The organism is Aquincola tertiaricarbonis, from assembly GCF_000969605.1.
In the GTDB taxonomy this organism is placed as follows: domain Bacteria; phylum Pseudomonadota; class Gammaproteobacteria; order Burkholderiales; family Burkholderiaceae_C; genus Aquincola; species Aquincola tertiaricarbonis.
In genome coordinates this window covers 203478-217377 of the sequence record NZ_JZUE01000003.1, presented here as the reverse complement: position 1 = coordinate 217377, position 13900 = coordinate 203478, and the positions used below count along the sequence as shown (strand labels likewise).

11 protein-coding genes and 3 tRNA genes are annotated in these 13900 nt (G+C 70.7%); 5 read left to right on the top strand and 9 right to left on the bottom strand.

From position 1 onward, the window contains the following. The first annotated feature begins 36 nt into the window (after positions 1 to 36). Together VO99_RS05135 and VO99_RS05130 are read left to right on the top strand one after the other, a co-directional pair. Entirely contained in the window at positions 37 to 519 is a 483-nt protein-coding gene (locus VO99_RS05135) for a (2Fe-2S)-binding protein (RefSeq protein ID WP_046111729.1), read from the top strand. Next, the gene (locus tag VO99_RS05130; RefSeq protein WP_046111728.1) at positions 516 to 2882 is read left to right on the top strand and encodes a xanthine dehydrogenase family protein molybdopterin-binding subunit; all 2367 of its coding nucleotides are present in this window, start codon (positions 516 to 518) and stop codon (positions 2880 to 2882) included. The genes VO99_RS05135 and VO99_RS05130 overlap by 4 nt, the downstream gene beginning before the upstream one ends. Here the strand turns inward: VO99_RS05130 and VO99_RS05125 are convergent, their stop codons facing one another. Together VO99_RS05125 and VO99_RS05120 are read right to left on the bottom strand one after the other, a co-directional pair. Beyond that, the gene (locus tag VO99_RS05125; RefSeq protein WP_046111727.1) at positions 2883 to 4196 is read right to left on the bottom strand and encodes a 3-deoxy-D-manno-octulosonic acid transferase; all 1314 of its coding nucleotides are present in this window, start codon (positions 4194 to 4196) and stop codon (positions 2883 to 2885) included. It abuts the gene before it with no gap. Between the two features lie 27 nt (positions 4197 to 4223). Beyond that, on the bottom strand, positions 4224 to 5612 hold the full coding sequence (locus VO99_RS05120) for a phosphomannomutase/phosphoglucomutase (RefSeq protein WP_046111726.1): 1389 nt from the start codon (positions 5610 to 5612) through the stop codon (positions 4224 to 4226). A 133-nt stretch (positions 5613 to 5745) separates the two neighbouring features. On the opposite strand from VO99_RS05120, the gene VO99_RS05115 reads away from it, so the two are divergent. Genes VO99_RS05115 through VO99_RS05105 form a run of 3 tightly spaced genes read left to right on the top strand, consistent with a single transcriptional unit; the run spans position 5746 to position 8704 of the window. Continuing rightward, a complete protein-coding gene (locus VO99_RS05115; protein WP_046111867.1) occupies positions 5746 to 7290 on the top strand; it encodes an Ada metal-binding domain-containing protein in 1545 nt (514 codons plus the stop codon). After that, positions 7287 to 7799 carry a methylated-DNA--[protein]-cysteine S-methyltransferase gene (locus VO99_RS05110; RefSeq protein ID WP_046111725.1) on the top strand — a complete coding sequence of 171 codons (513 nt, stop codon included), beginning with the start codon at positions 7287 to 7289 and terminating at the stop codon, positions 7797 to 7799. Before VO99_RS05115 ends, VO99_RS05110 begins: the two co-directional genes overlap by 4 nt. Continuing rightward, positions 7796 to 8704, top strand: coding sequence for a DMT family transporter (locus VO99_RS05105; protein ID WP_046111724.1), 909 nt, complete (start codon positions 7796 to 7798; stop codon positions 8702 to 8704). Before VO99_RS05110 ends, VO99_RS05105 begins: the two co-directional genes overlap by 4 nt. A 514-nt stretch (positions 8705 to 9218) precedes the next feature. On the opposite strand, the gene VO99_RS05100 is transcribed toward VO99_RS05105, so the two are convergent. The 7 genes from VO99_RS05100 to VO99_RS05070 all read right to left on the bottom strand — a co-directional run bounded on the left by VO99_RS05100 (position 9219) and on the right by VO99_RS05070 (position 13836). Continuing rightward, positions 9219 to 9295 (bottom strand) — tRNA-Asp (locus tag VO99_RS05100). A gap of 37 nt (positions 9296 to 9332) precedes the next feature. Next, positions 9333 to 9408: transfer RNA gene (locus tag VO99_RS05095), tRNA-Glu, on the bottom strand. A gap of 31 nt (positions 9409 to 9439) precedes the next feature. Beyond that, positions 9440 to 9515: transfer RNA gene (locus VO99_RS05090), tRNA-Ala, on the bottom strand. 78 nt (positions 9516 to 9593) lie between these two features. Further along, a complete protein-coding gene (gltX, locus tag VO99_RS05085; RefSeq protein ID WP_046111723.1) occupies positions 9594 to 10988 on the bottom strand; it encodes a glutamate--tRNA ligase in 1395 nt (464 codons plus the stop codon). A gap of 11 nt (positions 10989 to 10999) precedes the next feature. Further along, complete coding sequence (gene purF, locus VO99_RS05080) at positions 11000 to 12523, bottom strand: amidophosphoribosyltransferase (RefSeq protein ID WP_046111722.1); 1524 nt, start codon at positions 12521 to 12523, stop codon at positions 11000 to 11002. A 10-nt stretch (positions 12524 to 12533) separates the two neighbouring features. After that, positions 12534 to 13049 carry a CvpA family protein gene (locus VO99_RS05075; protein WP_052736094.1) on the bottom strand — a complete coding sequence of 172 codons (516 nt, stop codon included), beginning with the start codon at positions 13047 to 13049 and terminating at the stop codon, positions 12534 to 12536. Positions 13050 to 13059: 10 nt separating this feature from the next. Continuing rightward, on the bottom strand, positions 13060 to 13836 hold the full coding sequence (locus VO99_RS05070; protein ID WP_046111721.1) for an SPOR domain-containing protein: 777 nt from the start codon (positions 13834 to 13836) through the stop codon (positions 13060 to 13062). Between the last annotated feature and the right edge of the window lie 64 nt (positions 13837 to 13900).

Genomic DNA, 13900 nt, shown 5'->3' with positions numbered 1-13900 from the left:
CGCTTAGCATGGGGTTCCCCGTCCGGAAGGAACCCCATGCCCCAGCTGCAACTCAGCGTCAACGGCCGGCCCGTGTCGGTCGAGGTTGAACCCCACACCCTGCTCGTGGACCTGCTGCGCGGCCCGCTGGGCCTGACCGGCACCCATATCGGCTGCGACACCAGCCAGTGCGGCGCCTGCACCGTGCTGCTGGATGGCGAGGCGGTCAAGAGCTGCACCATGCTGGCGCTGCAGGCCGAGGGCTGCGGCGTCACCACCATCGAAGGCCTGTCGCCCGAAGGCGGCCCGCTGCACCCGGTGCAGGACGCCTTCGTCGCCTGCCACGGCCTGCAATGCGGCTTCTGCACCCCCGGCATGGTGATGACGGCGGTGTGCCTGCTCCAGCAGGAGCCGCAGCCCGATGCCGAACGCATCGCCCATGCGCTGGAAGGCAACCTGTGCCGCTGCACCGGCTACGTGAACATCGTCGAATCGGTGCAGACCGCCGCGCGCACGATGGCCGAAGGAGCGGCCCGATGAGCACCGCGCTGGAATCGGGCCGCTACGGCAGCGGCCACACGGTGCGCCGCATCGAGGACCCGGCGCTGGTCACCGGCCGCGGCCGCTTCACCGACGACGTGGCGCCGCAAGGCCAGGTGCACCTGGCCTTCGCCCGCTCCACCTACGCGCATGCCCGCATCCTGTCCATCGACGTGGACAGCGCGCTGGCGCTGCCCGGCGTGCTGGCGGTGTACACCGGCGCCGACCTCGTGGCTGCGGGCGTGAAACCGTTGCCCGGCGGCGGCTTCAAGCGGCCCGATGGCAGCCCCGGCGCCACCGCGCCGCGGCGGGCGCTGGCGCACGAGGTGGTGCGCTTCGTCGGCGAAGCGGTGGCCGCCGTGGTGGCCGAGAGCCGCGAGGCCGCGCGCGAAGCCGCCGCCGCCCTGTGGATCGACTACGAGGAACTGCCCGCCGTCACCGACGCGGTGCAGGCGGTGACACCCGGCGCGCCGGTGCTGTGCGAGGCCGCGCCCGACAACATCGCCGCCGAGATGCGCCATGGCGACGCCGCCGCCACCGAAGCCGCCTTTGCCGCCGCGGCCCATGTGGTGTCGGTCGACATCCGCAACCAGCGCCTGGCCGCCAGCCCGATGGAGCCGCGCTGCACCCAGGCCGAGCTGGACGTGGCCAGCGGCCGGCTGACGGTGCGCCTGAGCAGCCAGATGCCCACCGGCGTGCGCAACGGCATCGCGGGCCTGATCCCCGGCCGCACGCCGGAGAACGTGCGGGTGAAGGTGGATGACGTGGGCGGCGGCTTCGGCATGAAGACCGGCCTGTACCCCGAAGACGTGGCCGTGGCCCATGCCGCGCTGCAGCTGCAGCGGCCGGTGAGCTGGCGGGCCGAGCGCATCGAGGAATTTCTCGCCTCCACCCACGGCCGTGACGTGGTCACCCATGCCGAGATGGCGCTGGACGCCGATGGTCGGGCCTTGGCGCTGCGGGTGCGCTCGCTCGCCAACGTGGGCGCCTATGCCACCGCCGCGGGGCTGGCCATCCAGCTGCTGATCGGGCCCTGGGTGTCCACCAGCATCTACGACCTGCAGACCATCGACCTGCGCTTTTCCGGCGTGCTGACGAACTGCGCGCCCACCGGCGCCTACCGCGGCGCCGGCCGGCCCGAGGCCATCTACGCGACCGAGCGGCTGATGGACGCCGCTGCCCGCAAGCTGGGCATGGACCCGGCCGAGCTGCGCCGGCGCAACATGATCCGCCCCGAGCAGATGCCCTACCGCAACCCGATGGGCCAGACCTACGACAGCGGCCAGTTCGGCCGCATCCTCGACCAGGGCCTGGCGCTGGCCGACTGGGGCGGCTTCGCCGCGCGGCGTGCCGGGAGCGAGGCCCGCGGCAGGCTGCGCGGCCGCGGCATCGCCACCTTCCTGGAATGGACCGGCGGCAACGCGCTGGAGGAACGCGTGGTGGTGGACGTGACGGCCGACGGTTTCATCGAGCTGACCTCGGCCACGCAGGCCATGGGCCAGGGCATCGCCACCAGCTATGCGCAGCTGGCGGTGGACGTGTTCGGCGTGCCGATCGAGCGCATCCGTGTGCTGCAGGGCGACACCGACCGCGCCAACGGCTTCGGCAGCGCGGGCTCGCGCTCGCTGTTCACCGGTGGCTCGGCGGTGCAGGTGGCTTCCGAGCGCACGGTGGACACCGCCCGGCAGCTCGCGTCCGAAGCGCTGGAAGCTCCGGCCGCCGACATCGAATACCGCCAGGGCCGCCTCACCGTGGCCGGCACCGACCTGGGCATTGGCCTGTTCGAGCTGGCCGGCCGCCAGCCCACGCAGCGCATCACGGTGGACGTGACCAACGCGGTAAGCGCCCCCAGCTGGCCCAACGGCTGCCACATCTGCGAGGTGGAGATCGACCCGGCCACCGGGCAGCTGGCCATCGTGGCCTACGCCTCGGTCAACGACATCGGCCGCGTGGTGAGCCCGGCCATCGTGCGCGGCCAGATCGAAGGCGGCGCGGTGCAGGGCATCGGCCAGGCGCTGCTGGAGCAGGTGGTGTACGACGGCGACAGTGGCCAGCTGCTCACCGCCAGCTTCCTGGACTATGCGATGCCGCATGCCGACGGCTTCGTCGGCTTCAAGACGCAGTTCGACACCTCCATCCCCTGCCTGACCAATCCGCTGGGCGTGAAGGGCGTGGGCGAGCTGGGGACCATCGGCGCCACGCCGGCGGTGGTCAATGCGGTGATCGACGCCTTGGACCATGCCGGCCAGGGCGCCGCGGCCGAGCGCATCCAGATGCCGGTGACCTCGGAGCGCGTGTGGCGCGCCCTGGCGGGCGACTACGACCCCGCGCCGCTGGCGGCGCTGCCCGAGGCGCTGCGCTAGTCAGCGCGGGCGGTCGGACGGCCGCCCGCGGATCACCACCTCGACGATGCGCCGCGCCATGCGCTCGGTGGCCCCGCGGTGGGCGGCCGAGAAGCTGAAGGCGTTCTGCACCCAGGTGTTGCGCTGCGGGTCCACCGCCAGCGCGGCCGCGCGGCGCACGCCGTCGACCATGTCGGCCACACGCACCGAGGCGCCGGCCTTCAGCGACAGCTCCGCCGCATCGTCGAAATTGAAGGTGTGCGGGCCCATCACCACCGGGCAGCCGCAGGCCGCGGCCTCGATCAGGTTCTGCCCGCCCAGCGGCGCGAAGCTGCCGCCCAGCAAGGCCACGTCGGCCAGCGCGTAGTACAGCGGCATCTCGCCCATCGAATCGCCCAGCCAGATGTCGGCGCGGGCGGCCTCGGGCGGCGGGGCGTCGCCCCAGGCGCTGCGCCGCGCCAGCGTGAAGCCGCTGTTGTCCACCAGCAGCGCCACCTCGTTGAAGCGCTGCGGATGGCGCGGCACGATCAGCAGCAGCGGCCGCGGCGCCGGCAGCGCCCGCCAGGCCGACAGCAGCGGCTGTTCCTCGCCTTCGCGGGTGCTGGCGGCCAGCACCACCGCGCGCGGCGGATCGTTCAGCGAGGCACGCCATTGCAGGCCGCGCGCCAGCAGCTTGGGCGGTGGCTCGATGTCGTACTTCAGGTTGCCGCAGACCTCCACCTGCGTGGCGCCGGCCGCATGCAGGCGCTGCGCATCGGCAGCGGTCTGCGCCAGCACCCAGCTCAGGCTGCGCACCGCCGGATGCAGCAACGCGGCCATGCGCTGGCCCTTGCGTTGGCTGCGCTCCGACAGGCGTGCATTGGCCAGCACCACCGGCACCCGCGCCTGCTCGGCCGCATGCAGCAGGTTGGGCCAGATCTCGGTTTCCATCAGCACGCCCGCCAGCGGCTTGTAGCGGTGCAGGAAGCGGCGCGCCGCGCCCGGCGTGTCATAGGGCAGCCAGGCCTGGATGTCGTCTTCCTGCAGCAGCGCACGGCCGGCTTCCAGCCCGGTGGCGGTGCTGCAGGTCAGCACCAGCCGCAGCCCCGGCATGTGCGCCCGCAAGGCCTTGACCAGCGGCTCGGCCGCCCGCGTCTCGCCCAGCGACACCGCATGCAGCCAGATCACCCGGCCCTTGATGGCCCGCCGCCGCGTGCGGTAGAAGCCCAGCCGCTCGCGCACCCGGCGGCGGTAGGCCGGCTCCGCCCGGCCGCGCCACCACAGGCGCAGCAGGTACAGCGGCGTGAGCGCGATCAGCAGCGCGCTGTACAGGAAGCGCGCGAGCCGGGGGGTCATCAGCAGCGGGCGGCGCGCATCGGCGGGTCAGTGGGCCGCGGTGGCCACTTCGGCATCGGGCTTCACCACCTTCAGGCGCTTCATGAAGTCGTCCTGGATGCGGTGCAGCGCCTCGTCGGTGTGGCCTTCGAAGCGCAGCACCAGCACCGGCGTGGTGTTGCTGGCGCGGATCAGGCCGAAGCCGTCGGCATAGTCCACCCGCAGGCCGTCGGTGGTGACGATCTCGCCGCCAGGAAAGTCGGCGTCGGCCAGCAGCTTGTCGATCACCTCGCGCGGCTCGCCTTCGGCGCAGGCCACGTTCAGCTCGGGCGTGCTGAAGCTGGTGGGCAGGCCGTTGAGCACCGCGCTCGGGTCGTCGTGGCGGCTGAGGATCTCCAGCAGCCGCGCGGCGGTGTAGGAGGCGTCGTCGAAGCCGTACCAGCGCTCGCCGAAGAACACATGGCCGCTCATCTCGCCGGCGATCGGCGCGTTGACTTCCTTCATCTTGGCCTTGACCAGCGAATGGCCGGTCTTCCACATCAGCGGCACGCCGCCGGCGGCCTTGATGGCCGGCGCCAGGCGCTGCGTGCACTTGACGTCGAAGATGATGGTGCCGCCCTTCACGCGGGTGAGGATGTCCTGCGCGAACAGCATCAGCTGGCGGTCGGGGTAGATGATCTGGCCGTCCTTCGTCACCACGCCCAGGCGGTCGCCGTCGCCGTCGAAGGCCAGGCCGAGGTCGGCCTCGGTGGCATGCACGGTGCGGATCAGGTCCTGCAGGTTCTCGGGCTTGGAGGGGTCGGGATGGTGGTTGGGGAAGTCGCCGTCCACCCGGCTGTACAGCGCGATCACCTCGCAGCCCAGCGCCTGCAGCAGCTGCGGTGCGGAGGCACCGGGAATGCCGTTGCCGGAATCGACCACCACCTTCAGCGGCCGCGCCAGCTTGCAGTCACCGACGATGCGGGCGATGTACTCGGGCACGATGTCCATCGGCGCCGAGCGGCCCTTGCCCACGGTGTAGTCCTCGGCCTCCATCCGGCGGCGCAAGCCCTGGATCTCGTCGCCATAGATGGCGCGGCCCGACAGCACCATCTTGAAGCCGTTGTAGTCCTTGGGGTTGTGGCTGCCCGTGACCTGGATGCCGCTGTTGCAGCCGTGCCGGCCGCGGGTGGCGGCCACGTAATAGAGCATTGGCGTGGTGACGGCGCCCAGGTCCACGACGTCCAGCCCGGTGGAGGCCAGCCCTCGGATCAGCGCGGCGGCCAGGCCGGGCCCGGACACGCGGCCGTCACGGCCCACGGCCACGGCCTTCTCACCGGCGGCAACCGCCTCGGTGCCGAACGCCTTGCCCAGGTGCTCGGCAAAGGCCTCGTCGATGGTTTGCCCGACGATGCCGCGGATGTCGTAGGCCTTGAAGGCCGAAGCTGCAACTTTCATTCATTTCCTCCTGCGAACGATTGTAGGCAGGCTCCGTGGAAACCCCGGGGCGACGCCGCCCCACCCAAAGCCCCGGCAGGCACAGGTCCGAATCCGGCGAGTGCGCTCACGGCCGACGGCCACAATGGCCGCCATGGACAGCGCAGCCGTCATCGCCGGACCGACCCCCGCCACCGTGGCCGCCGGCACGCCGGACGACGCGCGTTATGCCGCCCTGGCGGCCCGTGACCCCCGCTTCGACGGCCGCTTCTTCGTCGGCGTGACCTCCACCGGCATCTACTGCCGGCCGGTATGTCGCGTGCGGCTGCCGCAGCAGCGCAACTGCCGCTTCTTCCACCATGCGGCGGCCGCCGAGCAGGCGGGCTTCCGCCCCTGCCTGCGCTGCCGCCCCGAGCTGGCGCCGGGGCTGTCGCTCACCGACAGCTCGCAGGTGCTGGCGCGCCATGCCGCGCAGATGCTGAGCCAGGCCGTGGCCGAGGGCCGCCCCGTGGCGCTGCCCGAGGTGGCCGCCCGGCTGGGCGTGACCGACCGCCACCTGCGCCGCATCTTCCAGGAGGCGCATGGCGTGGCGCCGATGGACTTCATCACCACGCAGCGCCTGCTGCTCGCCAAGCAGCTGCTGACCGACACGCCGCTGCCGGTGACGCAGGTGGCCCTGGCCAGCGGCTATGCCAGCGTGCGCCGCTTCAACGCGGCCTTTGCCGAGCGCTACCGGCTGAGCCCCAGCGCGCTGCGCCGCGAGCGGTCGGGCGATGCGCCGCCCGACGCGGCCGCCGCGCCGGTGCTGCGCCTGGCCTATCGGCCGCCCTATGACGTCGACGGCGTGCTGCGCTTCTTCGCCCAGCGCGCGGTGCCCGGCGTCGAGGCGGTGGACCTGCCGACGCTGACGCTGCGCCGTACGCTGGCCATGCAGCGCGGCACACCGGCCGACGGCGCGCCGGCCATGGCGACCGGCTGGATCAGCCTGCGCTTCGTGCCCGACCGGCATGAATTGCAGCTCACGCTGGCCCCGGCGCTGATGCCGGTGGCCGGCGCCGTGCTGCAGCGGGTGCGGCAGGCGATGGACACCGACGCCGACCCGTCGCTGATCGACCCGGTGATGGCGCTGCTGCCGATGCCGCCGGTGCCGGGCATCCGCCTCGTCGGCAGCTTCGACGGCTTCGAGACCGCGATGCGCGTGGTGCTGGGCCAGCAGGTCACCGTGGCCGCGGCGCGCACCCTGACCCGCCGCTTGACCGAGCGGTACGGCGAGCCGATCGACACGCCGTTTGCCGACCTCACGCGCCTGGCGCCTACCGCCCAGGCCATTGCCGAGGCCGACCCCGAGACGCTGGGCAAGCTGGGCATCGTGCGCCAGCGGGTGCGGGCGTTGCAGGCGCTGGCGGCCGAAGTGCATGCCGGGCGCATCCAGCTGCACCGCGGCGCGCCGCTCGCCGCCACGCTGGACGCACTGCGCGCCCTGCCCGGCATCGGCGACTGGACGGCGCAGCTCATCGCGATGCGTGCGCTGGCCTGGCCCGACGCCTTTCCTTCCACCGACATCGGCCTGCTCAACGCCCTGGGCACCCGCGACGTGGCGGCCGTGCTGGCGCAGGCCGAAGCCTGGCGGCCCTGGCGCGGCTACGCCGTCATCCGCTTGTGGCAGGGCATGCCGCACGCTGCTGGAGAACCCACATGACTCACGCCAAGCTTCCCTTGATCACCGCGCAATCACGCCTCGACACGCCGCTGGGGCGTCTCACCGTGGCCGCCACCGACCATGGCCTGGCCGGGCTCTGGTTCGACGACCAGGCCCACCATCCGGGCACGATCGACGCCCCCACCGACGACGCGCATCCCTTCATTGCCCAGGCGCGCGAGGAGCTGCAGCGCTACTGGTCCGCCGCCGCGCTGGGTCCGTTCAGCGTGCCGCTGGACCTGCTGGGCACGCCCTTCCAGCGCGCGGTGTGGCAGGCGCTGCTGCAGATCACGCCGGGCCGCACCGCCACCTATGCCGAGATCGCAGCGCGCGCCGGGGCCCCGGCCGCGGTGCGGGCCGCGGGCGCCGCCATCGGCCGCAACCCGGTGAGCGTCATCGTGCCCTGCCACCGCGTGATCGGCCGTGCCGGCGGGCTGACCGGTTATGCCGGCGGGCTGCCGCGCAAGCGGGCGCTGCTGCAGCTCGAAGGCGTGGCGGTGGTGGCATGAAGGCCCGCGACGGGATCGACCTGGTGATGCTGGCCGCACTGTGGGGCGCGGCCTTCCTGTTCATGCGCATGGGCGCGGCGGCCTTCGGCCCGGTGGCCTTGGCCGCCGTGCGCGTGACCGGCGCCGCCTGCTTCCTGGTGCCGCTGCTGGTGTGGCGGCGCGAGGTGCCGGCGCTGCGCGCCCACTGGAAGCCGCTGCTGGTGGTGGGCGTGATGAACAGCGCCCTGCCCTTCCTGCTGTTCAGCTACGCGGCGCTGGCCATCAATGCCGGCCTGTCGTCCATCTTCAACGCCACCACGCCGCTGTGGGGCGCGGTCATCGCATGGCTGTGGCTGAAGGACAGGCTGTCTGCCTCGCGTGTGCTGGGCCTGGTGATCGGCTTTGCCGGCGTCGCCTGGCTGGCCTGGGACAAGGCCAGCTTCAAGCCCGGCGATCATGGCGTGAGCGCGGCCTCGGCCATCGCAGCCTGCATGCTGGCGGCCTTCTTCTACGGCCTGTCGGCCAGCTTCACCAAGCGATGGCTCACCGGCGTACCGCCGATGGCGGTGGCCGCCGGAAGCCAGCTGAGCGCCACGCTGGTGCTGGCCGTGCCGGCCTTCTTCTTCTGGCCCGAGCGGATGCCCGCGCCCGCCGACTGGGCCGCTGCCGCGATGCTGGCGCTGCTGTGCACCGGCGTGGCCTACGTGCTGTTCTTCAGGCTCATCGCCAACGTCGGCCCGGCCAACGCCATCACCGTGACCTTCATGATCCCGGCTTTCGCGGTGCTGTGGGGCGCGCTCTTCCTCGGCGAGCCGATCACCGGCGCGATGGTGATCGGCTGCGCGGTCATCCTGCTGGGCACCAGCCTGGCCACCGGTGTGCTCAAGCTGCCGGTTGCGGCGAAACCAAGCGTGGCGCGGCGCTGAAGCGCCCGGCGCGCCGGTGCGCGGTGCGCGGTGCGCGGTGCGCGCTCCAGCTCGCCAGGTCAACGAGCGACGCCAGGTCCCGCGTCCTGCGCTGGCTTGGCGAACATCTGCTCAGCCGCGGCCAGCACCTCCGACGACGCCAGCGCGCCGTTTTTGCGCATCACCGGGTCGCACGATCGCGACCGACAGCAGCGGCGGTCCGCACCATCGCTCCACTGCCTGCCGTGCGTGCTGGAAGTGGTAGGAAGCGGGGCCGCCGGACGACACTCGAAGTCTTCGGCATCGCATACCGCAACCCGGGCCGATGCCAAGCACCGTCAACGCGACCTGCATCAGGCACAAACGCCGACTGCTGCAGTGGACCAGTGGGTCACGACGACCTCCCTCCGTCGAGTCGTCAAAGCCTGGGGCGATGGTCACCGCGCCGCTCATCAAGGCGGAGGTCGCTCTGAATGAATGAGACCACCAAAGCAAAAAAGGTCAGCTCCTTGCGAAGCTGACCTCGATGCGTTGTTGGCGGAGTGGACGGGGCTCGAACCCGCGACCCCCGGCGTGACAGGCCGGTATTCTAACCAACTGAACTACCACTCCATGTAGCTTCCGCATCGCTGCGCAAGTGCTACGAACTTGGCGTCCCCTAGGGGATTCGAACCCCTGTAATCACCGTGAAAGGGTGGTGTCCTAGGCCTCTAGACGAAGGGGACTGATTCTTCGTACCTCTTGAACACGCTTACTTGGTGGAGGTAAGCGGGATCGAACCGCTGACCTCTTGCATGCCATGCAAGCGCTCTCCCAGCTGAGCTATACCCCCTTAAGTCGTTCCGCATTTTGTGCGGTTCGTCTTGAAGAAGAAGCGTGTTCAAGCGAGAAATGGAGTATAGAGTGATTTTTAAAGTTTGCGCAAGCGGTCGACCACGATAGCCTGAGTGAACAACTCAAGTACTGCATCGACCGAGGGCGTCTGCGCGCGGCCGCAAACGGCCACCCGCACCGGCATGGCCAGTTGGGGCATCTTCAAGCCGTGCGCCTGCAGCGTCTGCTTCAACGCGGCACTGATGGAGGCCTTGTCCCACGCGGGCAGCGCAGCCAGCGCGTCGGCCAGCGCCTGCAGCGCGGGCTTGATGGCATCGGTGAGCTGCGCCGCATCGGCTTCGCTTGGCTGCGGCTCGGAGAAATACATCGCCACCCAGTCGGCCAGCTCGACCGTGGTAGCGCAACGGTCCTTGAACAGCGCCACGCGGCGCAGCATCGGCTCGTCGGCCGTGGCCTCGATGCCGCGGCGTGCCAGCTGCTGCACCACCAGCGCGGCCAGGCGATCGTTGTCGGCCTGCTTGATGTAGTGCGCATTGACCCAGCTCAGCTTGGCCGGGTCCCATTGCGCGGGGCTCCTGGACAGGTGCTCGCCGTCGAACCACTCGACCAGCTGGCGGCGCGAGAACAGCTCTTCGTCGCCATGACTCCAGCCGAGTCGGGCCAGGTAGTTGAGCATCGCCTCGGGCAGGTAGCCGCCCTCCTCGTAGGCCGTGACGCTCACCGCGCCGCGGCGCTTGGAGAGCTTCTGCCCGTCGTCGCCCAGGATCACCGGCACATGGCCGAACTGCGGCAGCGGCGCACCCAGCGCGTGGAAGATGTTGATCTGCCACGGCGTGTTGTTCACATGCTCGTCGCCGCGGAACACGTGGGTGATGTTCATGTCCCAGTCGTCCACCACCACCGCGAAGTTGTAGGTGGGCACACCGTCGGGCCGCACGATGATCAGGTCGTCGATCTCGCGGTTGGCGATGCTGATCGGGCCCTTCACCACGTCGTCCCAGGTGACCACGCCGTCCACCGGATTGGCGAAGCGGATGGCCGGCGCCACGCCTTCGGGCGGTGGCGGCAGCACCTTGCCCGGCTCGGGCCGCCAGCGGCGGTCATAGTGCGTCTTTTCGCCGCGGGCACGCTGGGCCTCGCGCATCTCGTCCAGTTCCGCCGGCGTGGCGTAGCAGCGGTAGGCGGTGCCGGCTTCCAGCATCTGCGCGATCACCGCGTTGTAGCGCTCCAGCCGGCGCATCTGGTAGATCGGGCCCTCGTCGTAGTCCAGGCCCAGCCAGCGCATGGCCTGCAGGATCTGGTCGACCGAGTCCTGCGTGGAGCGGGCGACGTCGGTGTCCTCGATGCGCAGCACGAACTCGCCGCCATAGTGGCGGGCGTAGGCCCAGGAAAACAGCGCAGTGCGCGCGGTACCCAGGTGCAGGAAGCCGGTGGGAGACGGCGCGATGCGGGTGCGGACGGTCTTCTTCATGCGCGTCGGGGTCAGGCTTGTTCGGTGGCGTTCTGCAGCGCCAGGCGGCTGCGGTTGGCTTCTTCTTCCTCGCCGCCCTGCGAGCGGCGCTGCGCCTCCATGGCGCTGAAGTCGGCCTGCGTCACCTCGCCGGTGATGTAGTGGCCGTCGAAGCACGAGGCCTCAAAGGTGCTGATCTGGTTGTTCAGCGTGCCCACCACGCGCTTCATCGCGTCCACGTCCTGGTAGATCAGCGCATCGGCGCCGATGTACTCGCGGATCTGCTCGATGGTGCGGTCGTGGGCGATCAACTCCTCGCGCGTGGGCATGTCGATGCCGTACACGTTCGGAAAGCGCACCGGCGGCGCCGCCGAGGCCAGGTACACCTTGCGCGCACCGGCTTCGCGGGCCATCTGCACGATCTCCTTGCTGGTGTTGCCGCGCACGATGGAGTCGTCCACCAGCAGAACGTTGCGGCCCTTGAACTCCACGCCGATCGCGTTGAGCTTCTGGCGCACCGACTTCTTGCGCACGCCCTGCCCCGGCATGATGAAGGTGCGGCCCACGTAGCGGTTCTTGACGAAGCCTTCGCGGTACGGCTTGCCCAGCTTCTGCGCCAGCTGCATGGCCGAAGGCCGGCTGGATTCGGGGATGGGAATCACCACGTCGATCTCGTTGGGCGGCATGGTGGAGATGACACGCTGCGCCAGCGTCTCGCCCATGTTCAGCCGCGCCTGGTAGACGGAGATACCGTCGATGACCGAATCGGGCCGGGCCAGGTAGACGAACTCGAACATGCAGGGATTGAGCGTGGGCGACTCGGCGCACTGCTTGGTGTGCACCGTGCCTTGCATATCGATGAAGATGGCTTCGCCGGGCGCCACGTCGCGGGTGACGGTGTGGCCGGTGCCTTCGATGGCGACGGTCTCGCTGCCGACCATCACGGTGCGGCCTTCCGGCGTCACCGCCTCGCCGTACACCAGCGGCCGGATGCCGAACGGATCGCGGAAGGCCAGCAGGCCGTAGCCGGCGATCAGCGCCACCACCGCATACGAGCCCTTGATGCGCTTGTGCACCGCCGCCACCGCATCGAAGATCACTTCGGGGTTCAGCGTCTTGTCGCGCGCGGCGCGGGCCAGCTCGTGCGCCAGCACGTTGATCAGCACCTCGGTGTCGCTCTCGGTGTTGATGTGGCGGCGGTCCACGTCCACCAGCTCCTGCTTCAGGGCCAGCGCATTGGTGAGGTTGCCGTTGTGCACCAGCACGATGCCGAAGGGCGCGTTCACGTAGAAGGGCTGCGCCTCTTCCTCGCTGTAGGCGTTGCCTGCGGTCGGGTAGCGCACCTGGCCCAGGCCGACGTCACCCGGCAGGCCACGCATATTGCGGGTGCGGAACACGTCGCGCACCATGCCACGCGCCTTGTGCATGAAGCACTTGGTGCCCTGCATCGTGACGATGCCGGCGGCGTCCTGGCCGCGGTGCTGCAGCAGCAGCAGCGCGTCGTAGATCAACTGGTTGACGGGCGCATGAGAGATGACGCCGACGATGCCACACATGATGTTTCCTTCAGCCCGGTAGATGCCGGGCCACGTTCACCGGCAACACCGGCTTCAGCTCTTGCAGCATGGCACCCAGCCATGCCGCCCCAACAGATTCCTGCCACTGCGGCGAACGCGCCGCAGGGGTCAATGCCACCACCGTGGCCAGCGCCAGCAACAGCACGCCACCACGCATCAAGCCAAAACCGGCGCCCAGCACCCGGTCGACGAAGGCCAGCGGCGTGGCCTTCACCAAGAGGCTGACGAGGCGGGCCACCAGGCTCCACACCATCAACGCCAGCACGAAGGTGATGGCAAACGCCGCCCCTGAATTGACCGCGCTGTCCGGCGTGCCGATGGGCAGCCAGGGCGCCACCGTCGGCGACAGCACCTGCGCCGCCACATAGGCCGCCACCCAACCAATGAGGGACAACACCTCGAAAATCAAGCCCCGCCACAAGCCCACCACGACCGACACCGCGAGCACCGCCAGCAGCGCCCAGTCGACCCAGCTCAGCGTGAAGGCAGGATCGACACCCGTCATCCCGCCACCTTCACAAGGTGAGCACGGCCGGCGCCAGGCCGGCGGAGCGCATGCGGGCCGAGGCCTTGTCCGCTTCCTCGCGGCTGCCGAACGGCCCCACCCGCACCCGGGTGCGCTTGCCCGAAGCGGTGTCGACCACCTGGGTATAGGTCTTGAGGCCCAGTTTCTCCACCTTGGCCCGCGCATCACGCACGGCGCCAGCGTCGGCAAAGGCGCCCACCTGCACGACGAAGCGGCCGGCCGCCGGCTCGGAGGCCTTGCCTTCGAGCAAGGCGCGGGCGCGCTGGGCATCCTCGCGCGGCGCCGGAGCAGGCGGCGGTACCGCCGGCTTGGCCGCAGCAGGGGGAGGTGCCTCGGCGGCCGGCTTGCGCTCCGTCTCGGCCGGGCGTGGAGCGGGCGGCGTGGGCGCGGGCGCAGCGGCTGGCGCCGGGCTCGTGGCAGCCGGCGGGGCCACTTCGCGGCCGGCCTCGGCGGCGCGCTCGGTCACCATCGTGTCGGGCGCCGGCTCGGCCGGCGTCGGCACCGCACGCGCAGCGGAACGTGCCGGGGGCACCTCCAGCGGGGCGGCGCCTTCCTTGCGTGGGATGTCGATCGGGATGTCCACCGGGATCGGCCGCGGCTGGGTTTCGAACAGCAGCGGAAAGCCGATGACGCCGACGCCCAGCAGCACCACGGCGCCGATGAGCCGCCGCCGAGCGGTGGTGCGGGCCCGCTGCACGGCCTCGGCCGGATCGGCGGGCTCGCGGGCAGCGGAAGGTTGGCGCTTGAAGAAGGACAGCAGGCCCATGCGTGGGGAAGGAGTCGGGGCGGAACGGAGGAGCTGGCCGGTGCGCTGGGCCCGCCGGGGCGGG